Below are 22,004 nucleotides of genomic sequence, written 5' to 3'. Positions count from 1 at the left end.
CAGACAGTCACGCTCTTTTACGCTCATGAGTAGTTCCATCCCGGATAGTTCGCCGCGCGACGACGACGACACTACCACCGGACATTTCTACTTTGCACCAACCGGACATTATCACGTTGCGCTTACAGCAGTGGCGACACGGGGTGTAAGCGCACTGTGATAGTTTCCGGTTGGTGCAGATTAGCCCCAATGATCCATGCATCTTGAGGAAGCAAGACCGGAGAGATCGCGAAATGGGCTTCTACGCCAATAGAATAGCGTATCGCGAGGTCTCTCCGGTATGACACAGTGTGTTGGCCAACTCACCTTCGCAAACCTTCATGGCAAGCAGGTTATCGGCGCCTTTGATGGCGGCGCAATCTCCTCTGACGGCGGCCTGCTCCTCATCGCCCAGGCCGGTCTGCACCTCGAGTTGACCCGCAAGCTCGCGGCCTGGGTTCGCGACCAACGCCGGCAGGCCAAGGTCCGGCACACGGTCGCGGAACTGATCGACCAGCACGTGTACCAGATCGCCGACTGATCCTGACCAGCGATCCGATCAGCCAGGGGCGGATTGGGCCCCTTTCGAAGCGCGGGACGGCGTTCATGAATGATGGGGGCTTACGGGAGCGGAGCGCCCGAACTCCAGCCAATCCGGCACCGCCGCGCCACCCCGTCCACGAGCACTAACATCGGCGCCGCCTGGATTGCATTGATAGGTCTGAACGTTCCGAGAAATGCGCCACCCGGGGCGCGGGGCCAGTGGGCCCACCCGCTACGGGAAATCGATGCCTGCCGCGGCGTCCCAGGTCCAGTTCGGATCATAGCGAACTACCTGGGCTCGCGGTGCGAGGTTCCGGGTGTCCAGGAACTTCATGTGGCCATCCACGAAGGAGAAGTGCCGGCGGCACAGAGGCTTGTTGTTATGCCCGTCATGCGCGTCCGTCAGCTCCCACAGGAGAATCTTCTGCGACGGATGCGTGACCATCGCCAGCGTCGGCGTGACCTTCGGGTAGGCGAACACCTGCCCGCTGTTGATTGCCGAAGCACTGTTGTAGAGCGCGTAACAGTAGATGTACGAACTGGTGGCCACACTGACGAAGGAATGCACGTAGTCCAGGCTAGCGCTTGGGCACTGGTACACATGGGGGTTTTTCGTGTATGGTGCGATCATATTGTACGTACTCCAGGTCGCCCAGAGGTCCTCATCGTTGTAGTTGGGCAGAGACTCGTCGTAGTCCTGGGCGTACATCAGGAAGCCCATGGTGATCTGCCGCAGATTGCTGCTGCAACTGGCCTGCCTGGCTTTGTCACGAGCTTTCGCGAAAACGGGGAAGAGCATCGCCGCCAGTATGGCGATGATAGCGATCACGACCAGCAACTCAATGAGCGTGAAGCCGCGACGAGCGATAAGGTAGGTCACACTTCTCTCCTGGGGGAAGTCTCCACCCGCGCCATGACGGCGCGGTAACCAGCCGCGACAAGAATGCCCCCCGGCGTGCGCGCATCGGAGCTATCACTGCTGTGGAACAATCACCCCGCGGAACCCGTGGAAGGACGATCGGGCTTTGGGGTCGAGAGAGCCTCGACCAGCCCCGAACGGGTTATCGGGAAAATGGAACCACGCGCCGCCTTTGCAGGTACGAAGGGTGCCGCTCAGCGCTCCGCGAGGATCGACGTCGGGCAAGATCTTCAGGTAGTCGGGCGTGTACCAGTCCTCACAGAACTCCCATACATTGCCTACCAGATGATGCGCCCCGCACCATGATCGCCCTTCAGGGAGGCTGTCCACCGGCATAGTCTTCCCCTCCGGGCCGCGATGGTGGTAGTTGCAGCACCGCATCACGTCCCATTCATCGCCCCATGGGAACAGCAACCCGTCAGGGCTCCTGGCTGAAAGTTCCCACTGGGCCTCCGTCGGCAACCGCATGCCGAAATGAGTGCAGTAGGCAAAGGCATCCTGCCAGGAGACATACACTATCGGATGCTCGTCAGGGTCGGTGCGCTCCGTTGGGAATGGTGCTCCGGTCGCCTCGCAGTACTTACGGTAGAGGCCCCGGCTGACCTCGAACTTGTGCATCCAGAAACCTCGGGACAATGTGACTCTTTTTGCGGGCTGCAAGGTTGCTGCATATTCGGGATCGCAGCCCAGGACTTGGAGTACTTGCCGGGCCTGCGGCGGCGTGACGCCCATCAGGAAGGTGTCGGCGGGCACCCACACCATGGGCGCGCCGTCCGGGCCTTGAATCTCTTCCCCGGCGCGTTCGCCCGCGTGCTCCCACGGTCGCTGGGCGAGCAGAATCCAGGCTGCGATGGCACCGACGCAAATGAGCAGGAAGAGCAACCATAATACTCGGGCGCGTCGGGATCCAGTCTCCGGGCCTTGGGTGGTCGATGGTGCCCCGTGTGCGCCAAGGTGCCACAGCAACAACGCCAACCTGCGCAGGCCCAGACCGAAGGCCGCCGACAGGACGACAAACGTCCACAGACGCAGAGAGCCGCCGGGCATGAGACTGAACGGCCACCAGTGCGAAGCCCATCCGGAGCCGCGACCGGTGATCACGTACGCCAGCAGAAGATGTGCGAGACCGGAACCGAAACACAGGCACATCCCTGCATACGTAAGAGCGGCCCCAATAGACGCGGTAGCCCGGCGGGGCGTCGAGAATGCAAGGGAGAGCGTGTGCCTTAGTCCTGCTCGCGAAGCACGCCCACCCGGGTTCGCGCTTTCGCCTGTTACGTCTTCCACGTGCTCAATGGCGAGGCGAACCGCCGCCAGTTCCCGCCGACACACTGGACAGGACGCCAAGTGCTCCACAGCGGCATCGGCATTGGGTCCGTGGAGACCGTGCGCAGCGAAAACAGCCAACTCCATGTCTGTGGCATGGATTGCAGATTGCGGCTCTCGGGCCTCATGGGACGATAGCAGGTGGGCGGCCCGCGCCAAATCCCGCAGACGCGCCGCGCAGTCCGGGCAGGAGCGGGCGTACTCCAGCAGAGCCGCCTGATCCTGCTCAGACAGCTCCCCCTCCGACGCGTTCAGCAGTTGGTCGAACCGTGAGCAATCACCCATGACATCACACAGTGTCAATATGCCAATTCATGACGGAATGTTACCTCGCCACGCAACGAACTTAGTCGAACAGGTCTGGTGACAGCTCGCGAAGAGCCGCTGCGAGCCGCCTGAGGGCTGTGAATATCCGCTTGCGTGCAGCACCGTCGCGGATCCCCAGCGCGCGCGCAATGGCTGGTCCGTTCATCCCCTGCTCGAAACGGAGCTGGAGCACCAGCCGGTCCGGCGCCGGCAAGGTGTCCAGCGCGCGCTCAACCGCTTCGTAGATCTGGCGGGACTGTGCCAACTCATCCAGATCTTGAACATCAAGCGCCGCTAGATGCTCGAATCCATCCTCCTTGGCCTCACCGGGAAGGTACAACAGCGGGACGGTCTGGGCATCAAGACGCTGGCGTGCGCGCAGCCAGCGCAAGCAGCGCCTCGTGGCGATGGTAGTGAGATATGCAGCAAAAGGGGCAATTGGCCGCCATGCACGCAGCGCCCGCTTGCGGTCCTCCAACAGGGTGGCTACAACATCAGCCTCCAGGTCCGTGCGGTCTTCACGGTTGTCTGCGTAGCGGGAGACAATGATGCGAAGGGGTCGGCGGTGACAGTCCATCAGAGCGCAGAAGGCCCGATCGTCGCAGGCTGCTGCGGTCTCGACCAACTCGGCCTCATCGGATGGCAAGGGCGTGCGCACCAGTTGCGGGCGACCTCCTGCTGTGCGGCGACAAGATGGCACAACGGCGGCCCAGCGTGGAGCTTACGGGGTATAGATATGGAGTTCGGTGCATCTGATTAGGATTCCTTCAGGTTTGCCTGAGAAAACCGGCGCAGGAGACGTTGTCTTGAAGGTGTTCTTAGGTGACATGCGCGTAGGACCGGTCGTTGCGGACGCCGAATTCATCCCCGGCCAGTCGAAGCTGTCGGCCCGGGGTTCACCTCCCAGGTGGTAAGTCTGTGGTCCCGGGCTTTCGTGGAACGCCCAGTATCATTTCGGCTGCCAGGCTCGGTGTGCGGGGCACACTTTGGCCGCGCAGCCTGAACATTGCACCGATCACAACTGGCTGGAAGGCCCGGCGGACAACTGCTGGTCATTTGGCTGGGCCGGTGTCCACGGTGGGGCTTGCTGGCCCGGCCCCGAGGCGGTTGCCAGGCACGGCTGAGAGCCTCGACGTCCGGTTCCCCTTTGAGGTCCCACAGGTCGCGGAGTGCGTCCTGTCCTACCTGGGGCGCATCCCGGGGGGCTTGGCAAGCCCGGTGGAGTGGTCCGCGGACGACGGGCCATTCACGGAGGCCCAGGCACCCGACGGATAGCACATCCCCGGCACCATGGGCGCGGTTGCGTTCGTCAAGTCCTGCCCGGCTAGACTGGGCACCATGCAGTTGGAGCCCGGGCTTGACAGAGCAGAGCGCAACCGGTAGCCTATACATTTATACATTATTGGGATAGATAATCAGGTTTTTCGGCCCACATCCACTTCTTCTTCTCACGACGGGGGCTCACGATGGCGGATGCCAGTGGACTCTGCACTCTGATCATGGGCGGGGAAGACTGGCTGATCGACCGAGTCCTGCATTACGCGCCGGGGCAGGACTATACACGTTACACCTCAACCCTTCGAGAATCGTGGAAGCTGTCGATACAAGAGCTTTCGCACTCGATCGTCGAAGCCATCGCGCGCGAAGGCGCCCCCGTTGAGCTTTCCCCCGATGTTGATTACCAGACCGATCCTGCGGCGGCCTTCGGCGTATTGGAGGCGAAGCGACACAGGGCACGGGGCGTCACTCTCACTCTCTTCCTCGGCTTGCTCAAGTACTACCGCCAGGCATACCTGGATCTGATTACCGAGGGCACTTCAGACGACGCAGAGCGGAGCGCGTGGCTGCATACCTTGAACCGCTTCTACGACCGAGTGGAATTGGGCGTTTGCTCGGAATGGAGCGCGAAGCAGTGCACCGAACTGCTGCAAGAGTTGCAGGATGCCAACCGCCGGCTTACCAATGAGAAAAACAAGTATCTGACGCTGTTCGCAAGCGGGCCCGCGCCGGCTTTTCTACTCGGCCCAGACGGTCGCATCATGGCGATCAACAAAGCAGGGGGCGAACTGGTTTTTCAGGGGCATGTCCGGGGTGAGGACTACTCCGGCGAGGCCGCCATCGGGCAGACCGTGGACTGGCTTCCGGCGGACGCCATCGAGCGTGCGGCTTCGGGCAATGCCGAGCAGGTGCTGGCGCTGAACCTGGAGACCCGCGGTGGCCGGCGCGACTTCGAGGTCCGCCTGGCCCCCATGCTTGACGTCAGCGGCAAGTTCACTGGAACCGTCGTGTGGCTGACCGACGTCTCCGACCGGCTGCGGGCGGAAGAGGAGACCCGTCGGCTGAACCGCTTGTTGTCGACACTGTCCGACGTGAACCAGATGGTGGTTCGCGTTCACGAAAAGCAGCAGGTATTGGATGAAGTCTGCCGGATCTGTGTCGAGCGTGGCGGGTACCTGCTGGCCACTGTCCATCTGATAGATGGGGACGGCGCAGGTCTGACAACCGCCGCATGGTTCGGTCACAACGATGGATATTTGGACTCATTGCGCGAGATGATCGCCGAGGGTGAACCTGACTCACATCCCGTGGCCCAGGCGGTTTCCTCTCGTGAACGCGTTGTGGTCAACGATGCCGCTGAGGATGGGGGGGCACACAGGTGGGTTGATGAGACCGTGCGGCGCGGCATCCGTTCCGTAGCCGCGTTTCCGTTGCTGTCCAACGACCGTCTGCTGGGATGCTTGTCCCTGTACGCCCGGGAAGCGGAGCGTTTTGCCGAGCCGCAGGAACTCGTCGTGCTGGACGAGTTGGCAATGGATGTGGCCTTCGCACTGCAGAACATCGGAACCGAGGAGCACCGGCGCACTCTCGAAGCAGAGTTGAAGGTGGCTCTGGAGCAGTACCGCAGCCTATACGATTCGCTGCCCGGGGGCAGCATCTTGGTGGACCGTTCTCTGCGCATTGTTGAAGCCAACCAGACTGCACACCAGATCCTCGGAGTCACAAGCGAGTTGGTGGGTAGCCGAGACGCAGCGAGCATACTTCATCGAGCCATCAGAGAGGACGGCTCGCCCTTCCCGCCCAGAGCCCACCCGACCTCGTTGACCCTGCAGACCGGGGAAAGCGTGCGCGGTGTGGTGATGGGTGTGATTGACCCCATCGACTCGAAGACACGGTGGATCCTCGTGAACTCGGAGGCTTTGCGCAATCCGGAAACGGGTGCAGTTGAGTATGCTCTGGCCAATTTCCTTGACATCACCCAGCTGAAGGAAGCGCAAGCCGCTCTGGCGTCCCAGGAGAGGAAGCTGCGCCTGCTTTTCGAACAGATGCTGGAGGGCTTCGCCTATCACGAGATCATTGTTGACGCCCAAGGCCGTCCGGTCGATTACGTCACGCTGGAGGCGAACGATGCTTTCTGCGAGATGGTGAATCTGTCTCGTGAAGAACTGATCGGGCGGCCGATTACAGAAGTTTTCCCGGACGTCGATCCGCTGTGGATCGAAACAGTTGGGAACGTCGCTCTCACCGGGAATCCTTGCAAGACCGAGCGAAGGTTGGACGGGTCCGGCAAATGGTTGGCCACAGTGGCCTACAGCCCTGCCCCGCGCCATTTCGCCTGCATCGTGGAAGACATCACGGCAAGGAAAGAGGCGGAGGCCGAACAACGGTTGGTTGTCGATGTACTGGCGGCCATCAACCAGCCTGACAAGGACCGGTCGTGGTTCGGGAACGTTGTACGCCTGATTCGGGATTTCACCGGCTGTGATGCGGTTGGTATCCGAAGTGGAGAGCGCGAAGGCTATTGCTATCTGGATGCTTTCGGTTTCCCGGAAGCTCTCGAGATCCGCGTTCATTCCTTCTGCCAACGAGATGCTGGTGGCAGGCTGTTACGAGACGCTTCGGGAAATCCCGTGTTGATGTGTTTCTGTGGCGACGTGGTCCAGGGCCGACGCGATCGAGCCGCCCGGTGTTTCAGCGATACGGGCAGTTTCTGGACGAATAGTCTCAGTGGCCTGATCTCGTCGCTCCCCGCGGAGCACCGGAATTCGCTGCTTGGTGACTGCGCGGATGCCGGGTTTGAGTCAATGGCGATCATCCCGCTGCGGTCCGGGTCGGAGACTGTGGGGCTTCTCCATGTGGCTGATCGCCGGCCCGATCGCATCAGTAACCAGTGTCTCGGGGTACTCGAACGGCTGGCCCCGTCTATCGGCATCGCGCTTGCGCGCAAAATAGCAGAGACCGAGCTGGCGGAACGTGATCTGTCTCTCATCGCGGCGCAAAGACTGGCGAAGATCGGCAACTGGTCTCTTGAACCCGAAACAGGCACCGTAGAGTGGTCGGAACAGATCTATCATATCTGCGGGATCGACCCCTCTTCGACTCCACCTTCTTACGAGGAGCACCGCCGATACATACACCCTGAGGACTGGGAGCGTTTCGACCGCGCCACGCAGACGGCCTTGAGAGAGGGCAGCAGTGACACGTTGGAGTTCCGCGTGGTTCATTCCGATGGTGGGGTGCGCCACGTAACTGCCGTGCGTGAAGTCACTCACGATCGCGTTTCCGGGAAGCGGCGGATTGTGGGTACGTGGCAGGATGTCACCGAGCAGCGGGAGGCTGAAGAGCACCGGCGGCATCTGGAAGAGCAATTGCGGGTCTCACAGAGACTCGAGGCCATCGGCAGCCTCGCCGCCGGAGTAGCCCACGACTTCAACAATCTACTGGCAAGCATCAGCTCAACAGCCGACCTTGTGGAGCTGGGGGCGGCCGACGAAGGGCGGCTCACGGAGATCGTGCGCCATGTCACTCGCATTGGCGTTGACATCACACGAAACCTCATGGCCTTCGCGCGCCCCGATGAGCCGCGCCGCGAAAAAGCGTATCTCGAGGACACCCTGGATGCCGTCCTGCAGCTTGCCGCAAGACAACTGTCCAATGCCGGTGTGACGGTGCGCCGCGAATATTCAAGCGCGCGCCGCATGGTGGTGGTTGATCGTGCGCAGATGGAACAGGTATTCCTGAACATGGTGATCAACGCGTGTCACGCCATGCCTGACGGAGGCACGTTGACCCTCGCCACCGACTATAGGAGCGATAAAGCCGGAGGCGAGGAGGTAGTGGTACAGATCAGCGATACCGGGACGGGAATTCCTCCTGAGAACCTACACCGGATTTTCGATCCGTTTTTCACCACCAAACGCCTGCAAGGCGAGGATAGTGCGTCGGGAACGGGCTTGGGACTGTCCGTGTCCCTCGGGCTCGTCAAAGCCCATGGCGGTACGATTGATGTGACGAGTGAGGTCGGAGAGGGAACTACCTTCGTCATCCGCATCCCGATTGCGTGTGAAGAAAGGCCGGATGCCGATGCCGCTCGCGAGTACTCTCTCGACCAGTTCATGACCGCCGACGTCCGGGGGCGGCGCCTTCTCGTGGCGGAGGACGATCCCGCGGTTCTGGAAGCGCTGACACGCTTGTTCGTTGCTCTTGGTACCGAGGCAGTCGCGGTTACGGACGCCGCGGAAGCCACGGCTGCGCTGGAGAAGCAACGTTTCGATCTGGTTCTTACTGACTTGATGATGCCGGGTGGAGGCGGACGCAGAGTGCTGGAGTATGTTGCGGCCATGGGAGAAGACAGGCCGCCGGTGGTTGTCATGACGGGGCGGCTGGAGCGCCCCTTGCATGATGAGGTGGTCTCCCTGGGGGCCGCGCGGACGATCGAGAAACCTTTCGAGTTCAGAGCGCTGCTGCGGACGGTAAACGCGTTGCTCGCAACCGCTGCTCGCTAGCGCGCGGTTGGTTGAGAACCTTCCAGCGTGGAGACTTGGCGCCTTGGTGCGTCTATCTTGCAACAGGATTGATTTCAGTATGATAGGATGATGTTTGAGCGACAGCCGGGTTCGCGCCTACACGACCAGAATGCGGGGTGAATCATGGAGCGGACTGCTTTGATCGTGGAGGATGACGATTTGCTCCGGGAGTTATCGGCTGAGTTGATGCGGGCGCTCGGTTTCAGTCCGGAAGTTGTTGTGAGTCTTGCAGAGGCCCGCGAAAGGCTGCAAGGCGCCACAACAAGTTTGGTGATCCTCGACAATTCGTTGCCCGACGGTCAAGGCGTCGATCTGCTCGCAGACATGGATGGCGCCTGGGCCACAACGCCGGTGATCATATGCACGGGCCAACCCCAGGCTCTGAGCGGGCGCGAAAGCAGAGTGCTGGAGCGCCCCCGGACCGTTGTCCTGGGCAAGCCATTTACTGTCAGTGAGCTTCAGGCCGCGATAGCGCGATGTCTCGATAGCTGCGGATAGACCTCGCTGTCGCGGATGCGCGGCGTGTCGTGAAATCCTCTTGAGATACCTTGACTCGGTTCACAGACAGGTTCCCCGGTTCGTTCCGAACCAGCCGGCCGGCAATGCATCCTGCTGTGCTCGGAAGGCTGCCCGGCCTATTGCCTGGCCTGTCTGGCAGGGACTGTGTCTTGCACACCTGCCTGCATTTCGATAGCATACTGATCAGTCTGTTGCAGAACTGGTGACCGCCGGGCCGTTTGAGCGATCCAGGGTGCCCTTTGCAGGGCTCGTCGCGGCTACAGAATGAGGCAGGGCGGAGTGATAGACCGGTGGCCAGCCGCGTAGTTATCGTTGAAGATCAGAGTATTGTGCGCGACGGTCTTTGCGCGCTGCTCGAAAACTCCCGTGACTTCGAGGTTGTGGGGGTCGCGGGAGACGGGCGTTCGGCGGTAAGATTGATCAGCGAGCTTCGACCAGATATTGTGCTCATGGACATCTGCATGCCGGACCTCAACGGCATTGAGGCAACCAGGCAGTTGGTATCCGATCAGCCGTCCGCCAAGGTCTGCATCCTGTCTGTGCAGTCCGATCGCAATGTTGTCGCGGAAGCCTTGAGAGCGGGTGCCAGCGGCTATGTCCTGAAGGACTGCGCCTTCGCCGAGCTGTCCCACGCTCTCAGTGTTGTCGCGGCAGGCAAGGTGTACGTGAGTCCAGATGTGATGGGCGGTGTCGTGGAAGGGTATCTCCGCGAGACGCCCAAAGAACCAGATGACGCCTTCGCACTGCTGTCCGCGCGAGAGCGGGAGGTATTGCAGCTGTTGGCGGAAGGACATACGAACAAGACTGCATCGGAGGCGCTCCACCTGAGCGTCAAGACGGTGGAGGCTCATCGTGCGAACATTATGCGAAAGGTCGGCGCGAACACCCTTGCAGACTTGATCAAGTTCGCCATCCGCAGCGGCGTGACTTCTCTGGACAGCTGATCAGCGTAGCGTCTCTGCCTGAGCCGCTACACCCCGGCAGTCGCCTCGCCCATAGCCATCGCCACCGTTGACAGCAAGTCCTGAACCGCAATGGGCTTGCGTATACACGGCGGTTGCCCGAGCTCCCTCAATCGCGTTTCAAGGAAGTCCGCGCCGGTCCCGGTGATGACGATGACCACCGGCGGATGCTCCAGGTTACGCGCTGCATCCACGACGCACTTTGCTCCGCCACCCGGCATGAGCAGGTCCGTGATGACCACGTCCGGCAGCTTCTCGCAGATCATTTGACTTGCCTGCAGAGCGGTCTGCGCTTCGATGACGTCCATGCCCTGCTGCCGCAACACATAGCTGACGAATTCGCGGATCGCGGCTTCGTCGTCTGCAACAAGCACGAGTTTGCGGTCTTCCGTTTCCGGCAGGCTATGCGAGTTGCTTTCGGGTTCTGCGCTGTCGCAAGGCGCGGTCTTGGTGTATGGCGAAAGTCGAATCTCGAAGGTAGTCCCCACGCCGGGCGTGCTGCGGACACTCAGGCTTCCCCCGTGAGCCTCGATGATCCCTCGCGAGACGTACAGCCCAAGCCCCGTCCCGCTCTTGCCTCCGGCCCCCAGTTCACGCTTGGTGGTGAAGAATGGTTCGAAGACCCTCGCCAGGTTCTCGGGAGGGATGCCGACGCCGGTGTCTGCGACCTTGATCAGGACCTCTTTTGGCTCCCCGTCTCCGCCTGTCTCCGTTGCTGAAACGGTCAGTACTCCCCCCTCAGGCATTGCATGGCAGGCGTTTATGATGAGGTTGAGGAAGACCTGCTGGAGTTGGCTCCAGTCGCCAAGAACCTGTGGAAGCTTGGGGTCTATCCGTCTGACCACCGAGACCTCGGCGTTCTCAATTTCCCGGGTGGCCATCGACAAGGCTGCGTCCACCGGCCCTGAAATGTGAAGGGGTTCACGCTTCAGCTCCTGCGGTCGTGCATAGGTCAGTAGGTCATTGCAGATGCCCGAACCCCGCAGCGTCGCCGCCGACACAGTGCTTGCTAGCTTCTCCCAAAACTCGGGACGTCCGTCGCTCTGAGCGAGCTGCGCCCAGCCACTCATGGCGCCAAGGATATTGTTGAACTCATGGGCGACTCCGGCGGCGAGTTGGCCGAGAGCGGCAAGACGCTGGGCTTCTTCGGCCTTCTGGCGCTCGGTTACATCGCGGATGACTCCCAGGTAACCGATGGGGCGGCCGTCATCCAGGGTTACTGTCGTGGAGCGAATCTCACAGGCGACCGCCTCACCGCTCTTGGAGAGTACGTTATATGTTCCAACGCAGGTCTGGGTGTCTGCGGTGGCTCCGACAAGCTGCTTGCGGACCTGGTTGAAGGGGCCAGGGCCCAGAAGGGTGCTGAGGTGCAGGCCGCCGCGAAGATCCTGTTCACCGAAGCCCAGCGTGCTCTCGACGGCCCGATTCAGATACAGAACGTTCAGCTCGAGATCGCACTCGAACAGCATATCGGGGAGCAAGTCGGCCATGGTTCGGAAACGCCGCTCGCTGGTCTGGATCTCGGTCCTTTGCTGCCCTGCCAACTCGCGCAGGCGGTGCCGCTCGATGGCGTACCTGATCGATCGCTCGAGGGAGTAGCCCTCAAGATCGCTCTTGAGCAAGTAGTCCTCGGCGCCCATCTGGATCGCTCTCAGAGAAAGCTCTTCGTCTCCCAGACCCGTGAGTACGATGACCGGAACCGAGTCGCTTCGTTCAAAGAGAGTAGTGAAGGTCTGAATCCCCGCAGAATCCGGAAGGAAGAGGTCAAGAAGCACCACGTCGCAGACCGACAAGGCAGCAGGCGTGGCTTCCGACAGGGACTCGACCACGTCGAGTTCGAAGGCCTGACGGGTTCCGGTGCAAAGCAACTCGCGGATGAGACGAACGTCACCTGGATTATCCTCAATAAGAAGCACCCGAATTTTCTTCTGCGTCATTGGCGGCCACGTCCTTCACAAACGGCTCGCGTAGCTATAGATCAGTCTTTGTAAGGCTCTTTGCGCCAACACAATGCGACCCTACCCACACTCGCGCTGCGACGGCAGCGTAACCAGCGCGAGCCAGAATTGTTCAATGGAGCGTACGACTGTCAGGAACTGGTCGAGATCAACCGGCTTGGCGATGTAACAATTTGCAAAGAGATTGTAGGTGGCCAGCACGTCCCGCGCATCCTGCGAAGTGGTCAGCACGACCACGGGAATACTGCGCAGGCTTGGATCGCTCTTCATCTCGGCGAGCACCTGCTTCCCGTCCATGCGCGGAAGGTTGAGATCCAGCAGGACCAGGTCAGGGGTGCAAGCGTTCTCGTAAGGCGTCTCACGCCGAAGGAAGGCCAGCGCTTTCTCGCCGTCGTCAACAGCATGGACTTCATTCAGCAATTTAGCTTCCTTCAGCGCCTCCATGGTCAAGCGCACGTCGCCGGGATTGTCCTCAACGAGGAGTATTTTGAGGACCCTGGGCACCGGCTCGTCACGCATCATTGTTCCCCCCTCACGCCCGGCAGAGTGAATCGGAATACTGAGCCCTCACCGACTGTCGACTCCACCCAAAGCCGCCCTCCGTGCCGCTCCACTATCCGTTTGCAGATGGCCAGGCCGATGCCGGTCCCTGGATACTTAGCGCGGGAGTGGAGTCGCTGAAAGATAAGGAAGATGCGTTCCGCATGCTCGGGTGCGATCCCGATTCCGTTGTCACGCACCGAGATTACCCAGTTTTCGCCGTCCGGCTGCGCACTCACCTGGATTCGCGGAGCCTGCTCACAGAACTTCATCGCGTTCGCTAACAGATTGCGGAATAGCTGCCCCAATTGTCCTCGGTCCGCAACTAGCACGGGCAGCTGATCGTACTCGACATTGGCTCCAGTATCGGCGATGAGTTGGCTCAGGTCGTGAAGAGCCTCTGCGAGGACTTCTCCGCTGTCCACAAGGTCTGGTGAGTTGCCCCGGTTGCTAACTCGCGAATATGCCAGGAGGTCAGTGATCAGCTGCCGCATTCTCTTCGCGCCGTCAACAGCGAACCCGATGAAATCTCGGGCGTCCTGGTCCAGTTGATCTCCGTAGCGCCGTTCGAGAAGCTGCAGGTAGCTGGAGATCATCCTGAGGGGTTCCTGAAGGTCGTGGGAGGCGATGTACGCAAATTGCTGCAGCTCTTCGTTTGAACGCTGCAGTTCTGTCTTCTGCTGCTCCAACAGCCGCTGGGTTTGGCGCAGTTGCGTGATGTCTGCCAGGCTGACAAGCACCCTTGAATAGTCCGATTCGTGGCCGGGCACGACTGCCCATCGGAGTTGGATTTCTCTGGTCTCGCCGGCGAAGGTGCGCAATTTGGTCTCGCAGGACACTCTGCCTGCGTTCTGTTGCATAGCAGACAGCACGCGCTTGAAGCATTCGCGGAAGCTGTCGGTGAACAGTGAGCGGAACTCCTCGCGCACCTGAGCCGTAGTCTCGGCGCCCAGCAGCTCCTGGGCCGCCTGGTTGACGGCTATGAGATTGACCCTGGAAAGGCACCGGTCCACGAGTTCGGGCTGATTCTCGAGCATCTCGCGGAACTCGTCCACGCGAGATGCGCCCAAATCGTCGATGAGTTGTTTGACGGCTGAACAGTCTTCCTCCCACAGAGCTATCGGGCTGTGTTCAAAGAGGCTCAATGCTCGGCGCCTGCTGACATCAAGGGCTTCCTGCATTCGTCGCTGTTCCTGCACCAGCGACCATTCTCGCAGGATTCGGTCTGCCGTGTCAGGCAGGGCGGCGATGGAGTGAGCCGACTTCACGATGCAGTCCACAGCACCACGTTTCAGGGCCGTGACGAGCGCGGAGTGATCGAGATGAGCCGTCATCAGGACAAGGGGAGTGTTCAGCTCCGAATGATTGTTCGGCAGCAGGTCAATGCCCTCACCGTCCGGCAGCATTTCGTCGGCGAGAATCAGGTCCACCGGCTCCGCGGCCAGGAGCACGCGAGCTTCAGCGACGGCGCTTGCCGAGATGAGCCTGTATGTTCGTGAGTGGCCCCGGAATGCGCGCGCGATCAACTCCACGTGGTCTGCATTGCTGTCGACAACCAGGACCCTCCGCAGGCCCAGGGCACTCGAAAGTGCGCCGGCATTCGGTATCGAGATATGTGAGGCGACGGTGGCGATCACGTCTGTGTGCCTCCATCGGGGCCACTCACGGTCAGTGAGCAACCATCGGCTTCCTTCGCACTTTTCACGCCTGCGAGGAGGCGTGGCGGCCACCCATGGCGACCAGGCTTTGCTCGCCAAGGGATGCCTGCGGCAGTGTTATTGTGACGGTTACGCCAAGGGACGGGCTGCGCGACTCGGTCCACACGCACCCTTCCAGATCTTCCATGACCCGCTTTGCCAGGGCATGCCCCAGGGACGTCCCGCAGACGTCTGTGCCGGACTGGTCGAACTCATCAGTGATGACATCCTGCCCTGCATGGATCATCCCGGTAGCGTTGGTGCGAACGAAGACCACGGGCCCGCCGGCGTCGGATTGGCTCCATCCGATCTCGACCTGTGGGTCCGGCCGCCCGCGGACCGACTGGATTGCGCTCCCGAAGAGATTGCGCAGGATATAGCTGATGCGCCCCCGATCGATGTGTATGTCCGGCAGGTCGGGCGCCACGCTCAGCGCGATTCCGTGTTGAGCCAGGTCCAGGCTCAGTGGATCGAGGATCTCGCTGACGAGCTCAGTCAGGCTGACGTCTGCCGCTTCCAGGGGCTGGTTCCGGACAGATGAAAGATGCATCAGTTCGTCAACGATATTCGCGCCGTCCTCCGCGGCCTGGCGGATGCGGGACACGTCTTCGCGCAGGTCTTGCGGGCAGCCATCATGAGAGGCCTTTTCGAGCAACGAAGCAAATCCTGCGATAGTGACCATCGGCCCTCTGAGTTCATGACAGACGGTCCGGGTGAAACGCTCGAGTTCCTTGTTTCGGCGTTCGAGCTCCTGGATCACCAACTGCCGATCCCCCTGGGCCGCTCTGGACCAAGTGTTGTCAACGGAGACCTGAAGCAGAGCTGGACGGAAGCTCCCACCGGTGGGCCACTGTATCAGCAGGTCAGTTGCCATGAAATGCCGGTCCAGCTTGGCGTTGTAGATTTCATGCTGGCATACTCCTCCCGTCTCTCGAAGGAGGGCGTTGGTGCAGAACTCGCACGGGTCTTCGCGACCGTGCAGTTCGACGAAGCAGGTGCCGCCCACGGGGTCTTTCGCGAGCATGTTGCGGAAGCGGTCATTGACAAAGAGCAGCTCAAAGGTCTCTGTATCCGCCACGTACATCACTTCGGGAAAAACCCTCAGAATCGTCTCGACCTGCTGGGCGTGCAATGCGGCGGCCTGTTCTGCTTGGGCCCGCAAGGCAGACTGAGTCTGCAGCTGATCGCGTGTCTCTTCGAGTTCCGCTTCGACTTCCGCTGTCCGCTTTGCGTTCTTCCGCAGCGCCTGCCTGAAGTCGTCCGATAGCCTGTGGTGCTGCTCGGAGACCGCGCAGATCATGCGGTTGAAGGCCTCCACAGCGGCGCCGGCTTCGTTCCGAACCTTATTGTCCAGGCGCACGGAAATGTCGCCTCCGGCAACCTTCTCAGCCGCTCGCTGAATGTCCATTATCGGCTGGAGCGCTGATTGCCTGACGGTGAGAACTGTTGCAATGTTGAGCCACATCAGAAAGAGGAGTACGCCAAGCACCACGTGTTTGGCGTGGATCTCGGCATCGAGGAGCTTTGTGACGTAATGCTGGCGCAGGCGGCGTCCATCGTTCACAATGGCGCTGGAGATTTCGGTGACCAGGGGGGTGGGCCGTCCTGGTGGAGAGAGGGATGCGTCGCCGGAGCGATGTTCGGCGGACCCGTTGAACAGCCTGAAGAGCTGTTCGTGCCGTCGGGCAATGTCAGCCAGCAGCGCGTGGGCATAGGAACTGTCAGTCCGGAAACCTTCCAGGTCGCTGCGGGCCTGGGCATGAACGGAGAGCCAGAGCTTACGACGAGTATCGTCGTCTGGTGTCGTGCACGCCGCGGTGAGGGCGTCAAGCTGCTCGAGACTGGCCTGTATTTCCCCGCTCTGCCGCAACAGAGATGATTGGCGCACGACTTCCAGGTGGGAGAAGTACATGGCCACTGCCGCCATCGCTGCGGCCACGAACACCAGGGCTGTCGCCAGATTTAGCCTCGCGCTCACAGACATGATCCCAACCCCCGCTGGGCGTGCCTGACTGCCCTCGTCACGCCTGTTCGATCGAGGCGGTCTCAGCCAGGGAGACCAGCCTATTGACCATGAGGAGCAGTTCGTCCACCGCCACTGGTTTGTACAGGTAGGATGCGGCGCCCAAGGACCAGCCACGCTGAACATTGGAGGGCTGCCCCAGGGCCGAAATCACGACAATCGGTATGTCCTGCCAATCGGGATTCTCCTGGACGAGGCGCAGTACATCCCACCCGGTGAGTTTCGGCATGGAGATGTCAAGCACGATCACATCGGGCCGGACACCTTCGCTCAGGGCCGCAATCCCCTGCATCCCGTCGCGGGCCTGTACGACTTCGTAGCCATGCACTTCAAGGACAGTGCGATACAGGTCCTGCATTTCCTCGCAATCATCGACGACCAGTATGCGGTGAGCCATGTTCTCCCTCCGGGGTCATGCTGGCAACCCATTTAGGTACACTGCAGTTGCCTCTCATTCCACGACTGCCGACGGCGATTGCGGCGCTTGGGACAGTCCAAGCGAACCGTTGTGTCGGGACCGGCAGCATGCGCCGGCCAGGCTGGCATAGTTCACGTCCTTGAGATGCGAACGGCTCCCACACTACGCTGACGTTCACCGTGTTCTTGCCCAGTCACCCCATCATGAAGGAGACGGAGTGGTTTCTGGATGTGAGAGCGCAATGCGGCCGACTGTCGGTATAGTGGAGTACAGGCCCGCGTGAGCGGTAATCCGTTGCCCCGTCTGTGCCCCCATGAACCAGGACTTTCGCGATCGGGACGCCTGGTGTCCCATGGCCTTCCGCCAACACCGCCTGCGTGCTGGCGGCGCGAACTTAGTACTCTCTGACAAAGGATAGCGCGCAGCGGGTATAGTTCATATCGGGACATCCCCTATTTCGGTGTCAGCGATCCCTGATTTCACAGGAAGGTGGTGCCGTCGTCCCCTCGGTTCCTGCTCGTGCACAGCCAGGTTATGTACTTTGAGCAGGGATCAGAACCCCCTTGCGGGCTGCCCAGTGGCGCAAGTCGTCGACGTGACCGCGCGTCTTCTCCACTGCCGCCGCAGCCGCAGTCAGGTCTCCTGCAGCTGCCGCGGTCTCGATTTCGTGGGCGGCGTCCGCCAGGACGAGAGCTCCCATGGCCGCTGCACCGCCCTTGAGGGAATGGCCAAGCCGTCGCACGGACTCGGCATCGCCCCCCTCGATAGCTGTGGGCAGCTCTGCCAGGACAGACGTGCTGTGCGCCAGCAGCTCCCCGATCATCTCCCGCAGAAACTCCTCGTCCTGCGCCCAGTCTCCGACTATGGATAGGTCGATGGGCGAATCGCCCGTTGGGTCCGAGGCGTCCGCCTGGACCGGGGCCGAAACGACATCTCCGCCGCGTTTGTTAGTCCATCGCGCCAGCTCCGCGGCAAGCTTGGCCGGGGTGAATGGCTTGGAGAGGTACCCGTCCATACCGGCCGCGATGCACCGGTCGCGGTCACGTTCAAGGGCATGGGCCGTGAGTGCAATAATCGGCGTCTGGTCGCAGATGTGCCTCTGTCGCAAGACGATGGTGGCTTCGATACCGCTCATCTTGGGCATTTCAACGTCCATGAGGATGATGTCGAAGGTCCGAGTCTCCGCGAGCGCCACGGCCTGCTCGCCATCCTGCGCCAAGGTCACCTGATGGCCAGCCCGTTTCAGTGCAGTCAACAGTATCTGCTGGTTCACCGGATTGTCTTCAGCCGCCAGGATCCGCAGGGATTGCGCGGCTGAGAATGAAGCTTGCCTCTCATGCGCGACCTGACACTTTGCAGCATCTTCCAGACCGAGCGCCGTGAGGATTGTATTGAGCAGGTCCGCGCGTCGCACCGGCTTCATTGCATAGCCGCGAGCCCCTACCGTCCGAGCCCGTTGGGAGAATCCCGGCATCAGGGAGCTAATCAGGAGCAACACGGTGTCTGACAGGCGGTCGTCATTCGTGATGGCCTCGCAGAGCTGGAACCCGTCCGTGGCGGGCATCTGGACGTCAATCAGCGCAAGCCTGTAGGGATCTCGATCTGCGGCGTTCCGAAGGGCCTGGAGGGCTTGGTCGGCACTTGACACCAGTGTCGGGACGCAGCCCCAGCCCCTGAGATACTCCGCCAGTATCCTGCGGTTCGTCGCATTGTCGTCCACAACAAGTGTCTTCATGCCCTGTAGCACCGCTTGGTCCACGGTGTGGGTCTCGCTCTTGCCACTGACCACAGGGAAGGGCACCCGGAATGTGAACGTGCTGCCCTCACCTACGGCGCTTTCGACCCAGATCGCACCGCCCATCATCTCCACGACCTGCTTGCATATCGCCAGGCCCAGGCCCGTTCCGCCAAAGCGCCGCGTGGTGGACGTTTCCTCCTGTTCGAAGGGTTCGAAAATCCGCCCCAGAGCTTCGGGAGCGATGCCTGGTCCCGTATCGCGCACCGAGAATTGGACCCAGCATCGATCGCCCTCCCATTGGCTGACATCTGCAGACGCCAGCACCTCTCCTGCGCTGGTGAACTTCACCGCGTTCCCCACGAGGTTGGTGAGCACCTGGCGGAGACGATGAGCGTCTCCGAGGACTACGGCCGGGATGCCCTGACCCACGCGGGCCGCAAGCTCGAGGCCTTTGGTGACAGCCTGGGGCGCAAGGGAACGAACCAGCTCCTCAACCATCGCGCCGAGATCGAACTCCACTGCGTCCAACTCGAGTTGTCCCGCCTCGATCTTCGACAAGTCAAGGATGTCGTTGAGAATGCTCAGCAGGGCCTCGGCCGATGACTGAGCGACCTGGAGGAACTCGCGCTGCTCAGCGGTCAGTTCCGTATCCAGGGTGAGGGCGAGCATGCCGATGACGCCGTTCATGGGCGTGCGAATCTCATGGGACATGCGTGCAAGAAAGCTGCTCTTGGCCCGTGTTGCTGCCAGGGCATCTTCGCGCGCTGCCACAAGCTCAGTCACGTCTACGAATGATTCAATTGCGCCCGTGATTTCGCCCGAGGAGTCGTGCATTCTGCGGGCGTTCTTCTTGATGGTCAAAGTTCGACCATCCTTTGCGACGATCTGGCACTCAGCCTGGCTGATCGCCTCGACACTCCCCTCGCCGAGAACGCCACACTTCCGGCAGCAGGGGTCGCCATGCAGCTCGAGGCAGCTCTTGCCCACAATGTCTTCCGGTCGGTAGCCAGTGATCCGAGTGAACGCTTCATTGATGCAGGTGATCACCCGCTGTGAGTTCACCGTCATCACAGCGGTGGCGGCGGTTTCCAGGATCGCGCGCTGCATGGCATCGCTCTCACGCAGTTGCTCCAGCAGCGCTTCGCGCTTGCGTTCCTCGTCCTTGCGCGCGGTGATGTCCAGAATGACCCCTACAATCCCGGCGACACGACCGGACATATCGGCAAAGGTGGCCTTGTGGAAAATCACACTCCGGGCATTGCCGGCGGCGTCCTTCAATTCCATCTCGTAGCACTGTTTACCCGGGTGCTCAAACAACTGCATATCGGCCGCATGCCACTTCTCAGCTAGATGAGCAGGCGCGACGTCAAACACCGTTTTCCCAATAATGTCGCACCGGGCAAGCCCATAGAACTCTTCGAAGGCTCGATTGCACCCGGTGTAGCGTCCCTGGCTGTCCTTGTGGAAAACGGGACTGGGGATGGCGTCCATGAGTTGCTGCTCGAAGTGGAGGCGACTCCGTAGCCGGTTGTTGGTCAAGCTCAGCCGAATCCGGAACGCGCGCCCCCTCAATAAGCGGACGCCCAGGGCGATGATAATCAGGACTGCTGTGAGGACCAACGGCCAGACGTGGCGCAAGGCGTCCAGCAGTGTAATCACCGCACGGTCCGAGTAAGGGCCGAATGAAAGCTCGCGGCAGCAGTCAAGAATCTCCTGTTCGCGGTCGGCAACGGTCCAGCCGCTGCCGCCACTTGAGACGGCCGCAGTACAATTCTCGGGCATAGTCAGAAGGCAGACAGTCACACGCCTCGCCAGGGCGTCCGACACGTGTCCGATGGTCCGCAATTCCCATTCAGGGTAGGCGCGGGTGCTGGCTGCCAGTGCGACAGGGAGACGGCTCTGCGTTGCACCAGCCACAACTCGCAGGCGGTGCGGCGCAATGGTCCCATCCGCGACGGCTGATTCCAGCACCCCGGCACGGACCACGCCGGCATCAACCGCTCCCGCCAACACGGCATTGAGGACTGCGCGGTACGACCCAAGAAACTGCACTGAGCGCAGATCCCGCTCCGTGTCAATGCCGATGGCCTTCAGTTCTCGTTTGACCGCAAGCCACCCTTGTAACGAAGTCGGGTGGACGGCGGCCAAAGAACGGCCCCGAAGATCGCGCAGGTGCCGTATCTCGGACCCATCTGCCCGCACAACCACGGCGCCGGCTGCGGATGCTGTGGCTCCTGCAGGTGTATTGCGCCTGAACACTGCTATTCGCCCACCGCCGACGTCCCCTGCGATTGCCTGGCCGACACCGGGATCTACGATGGCCATATCTATCTGGCGCATCCGTGCCATGCGAGCAATGGAGTCGTACTCCACCGGGACAATCTCGAATCTGTAGCCGGTGGTGGTGGCGGTCAGGTATTCGGCGGTGGCACTCCACGCTCGCGAGCAGGCCGTCGCTCCTTCTGGGGCCAGCACTCCAATACGGACCGTCACATGAGCGTTCCCCCAGGCCGCCGCGCAGAGGCAGAGGAACAGTGCGAGGGGAGTGGACCAGCCCCGGCAGCCCAATTGTCCTGAGACAGTGTGGCCGTCGGCTTCACTCCTAGGCTTCATCTCGCGCCTCCGGCTCAGCTTTAGCTAGCAGCTGGGCCATCTGGGGTCTGACATGTCGTTCCATGCAGTCGCTGCAATAGCCGTGGCTGAACTGTGTGTGAGAGTATTTCTCCATGTATGCGTGCAGGTCGTGCCATTGCCCGTCGTGATCACGGATTCTCTTGCAGTACGAGCAGACCGGCAGCAGCCCTTCCAGCGTCTCCACACGCGCCAAGGCTCGTTCGAGTTCGGCGATTCTGCGGGCCAACGCCTGGCGCAACTCGATGGTCCGGACGCCGATATTCACCCTCAACGTCAGTTCCTCAAGGCAGAACGGTTTGGTGACGTAGTCATCGATCCCCATGGCCAGGGCGCGGTTGGTTTCGTCCTGGCCGTCGCAAGCCGTCAACATGATGATATAGGTATGAGCTTCACCCTCGCGGCTTCGGATATACCGGCACAGCTGAGCACCGTCCATTCGGGGCATGACCCAGTCGGTAACCACCAACCCCGGCCTGTGACGTTCCCAGATATCGCCTGCTTCAACCCCTTCGGCCGCACACAGCGGCTCGTGCCCTGCGCGCTGCAGGCACTTGCGAACCATAGAAAGCACAACCGGATCGTCGTCGACGACGAGGCATTGCACGGCTACGACCTCCCCGCACGGCGAGTTCTCGCCC

14 protein-coding genes are annotated in these 22,004 nt (G+C 61.2%); 4 read left to right on the top strand and 10 right to left on the bottom strand.

All coding sequences use genetic code 11. The features are described 5' to 3' along the window. The first annotated feature begins 280 nt into the window (after nt 1–280). Nucleotides 281–520, top strand: coding sequence for a transposase (locus HPY44_19150; protein ID NSW58129.1), 240 nt, complete (start codon nt 281–283; stop codon nt 518–520). A gap of 234 nt (nt 521–754) precedes the next feature. Here the strand turns inward: HPY44_19150 and HPY44_19145 are convergent, their stop codons facing one another. The 3 genes from HPY44_19145 to HPY44_19135 form a co-directional block, all read right to left on the bottom strand. Then, nucleotides 755–1,402: a prepilin-type N-terminal cleavage/methylation domain-containing protein gene (locus HPY44_19145; protein NSW58128.1), complete on the bottom strand. Its 648-nt coding sequence runs from the start codon at nt 1,400–1,402 to the stop codon at nt 755–757. A 93-nt stretch (nt 1,403–1,495) separates the two neighbouring features. Continuing rightward, a complete protein-coding gene (locus HPY44_19140) occupies nt 1,496–3,052 on the bottom strand; it encodes an SUMF1/EgtB/PvdO family nonheme iron enzyme (GenBank protein NSW58127.1) in 1,557 nt (518 codons plus the stop codon). Nucleotides 3,053–3,113: 61 nt separating this feature from the next. Then, nucleotides 3,114–3,731 carry a sigma-70 family RNA polymerase sigma factor gene (locus HPY44_19135; GenBank protein ID NSW58126.1) on the bottom strand — a complete coding sequence of 206 codons (618 nt, stop codon included), beginning with the start codon at nt 3,729–3,731 and terminating at the stop codon, nt 3,114–3,116. Between the two features lie 808 nt (nt 3,732–4,539). On the opposite strand from HPY44_19135, the gene HPY44_19130 reads away from it, so the two are divergent. The 3 genes from HPY44_19130 to HPY44_19120 all read left to right on the top strand — a co-directional run bounded on the left by HPY44_19130 (nt 4,540) and on the right by HPY44_19120 (nt 10,340). Beyond that, a complete protein-coding gene (locus tag HPY44_19130) occupies nt 4,540–8,856 on the top strand; it encodes a PAS domain S-box protein (protein ID NSW58125.1) in 4,317 nt (1,438 codons plus the stop codon). Nucleotides 8,857–9,015: 159 nt separating this feature from the next. Further along, nucleotides 9,016–9,375: a response regulator gene (locus HPY44_19125; protein ID NSW58124.1), complete on the top strand. Its 360-nt coding sequence runs from the start codon at nt 9,016–9,018 to the stop codon at nt 9,373–9,375. 311 nt (nt 9,376–9,686) lie between these two features. Then, a complete protein-coding gene (locus tag HPY44_19120; protein NSW58123.1) occupies nt 9,687–10,340 on the top strand; it encodes a response regulator transcription factor in 654 nt (217 codons plus the stop codon). A gap of 26 nt (nt 10,341–10,366) precedes the next feature. Here the strand turns inward: HPY44_19120 and HPY44_19115 are convergent, their stop codons facing one another. From HPY44_19115 to HPY44_19085, 7 genes are all read right to left on the bottom strand, one after another. Next, on the bottom strand, nt 10,367–12,295 hold the full coding sequence (locus tag HPY44_19115) for a response regulator (protein NSW58122.1): 1,929 nt from the start codon (nt 12,293–12,295) through the stop codon (nt 10,367–10,369). 81 nt (nt 12,296–12,376) lie between these two features. Then, nucleotides 12,377–12,835 (bottom strand): response regulator, encoded by a 459-nt coding sequence (locus HPY44_19110; protein ID NSW58121.1) that lies wholly within the window; start codon nt 12,833–12,835, stop codon nt 12,377–12,379. Next, complete coding sequence (locus tag HPY44_19105; protein NSW58120.1) at nt 12,835–14,493, bottom strand: response regulator; 1,659 nt, start codon at nt 14,491–14,493, stop codon at nt 12,835–12,837. Before HPY44_19105 ends, HPY44_19110 begins: the two co-directional genes overlap by 1 nt. Nucleotides 14,494–14,557: 64 nt before the next feature. Then, nucleotides 14,558–16,537: a HAMP domain-containing protein gene (locus tag HPY44_19100; protein NSW58119.1), complete on the bottom strand. Its 1,980-nt coding sequence runs from the start codon at nt 16,535–16,537 to the stop codon at nt 14,558–14,560. Between the two features lie 37 nt (nt 16,538–16,574). Continuing rightward, complete coding sequence (locus HPY44_19095; GenBank protein NSW58118.1) at nt 16,575–16,973, bottom strand: response regulator; 399 nt, start codon at nt 16,971–16,973, stop codon at nt 16,575–16,577. A gap of 553 nt (nt 16,974–17,526) precedes the next feature. Next, a complete protein-coding gene (locus HPY44_19090; protein ID NSW58117.1) occupies nt 17,527–21,345 on the bottom strand; it encodes a response regulator in 3,819 nt (1,272 codons plus the stop codon). Continuing rightward, the gene (locus HPY44_19085) at nt 21,335–21,970 is read right to left on the bottom strand and encodes a response regulator (protein NSW58116.1); all 636 of its coding nucleotides are present in this window, start codon (nt 21,968–21,970) and stop codon (nt 21,335–21,337) included. The genes HPY44_19090 and HPY44_19085 overlap by 11 nt, the downstream gene beginning before the upstream one ends. Nucleotides 21,971–22,004: the final 34 nt, after the last annotated feature.

This window comes from Armatimonadota bacterium, from assembly GCA_013314775.1.
GTDB lineage: Bacteria > Armatimonadota > Zipacnadia > Zipacnadales > JABUFB01 > JABUFB01.
Note: the sequence above shows the minus strand (reverse complement) of the source record. Positions and strands in the feature narration are given on the sequence as shown.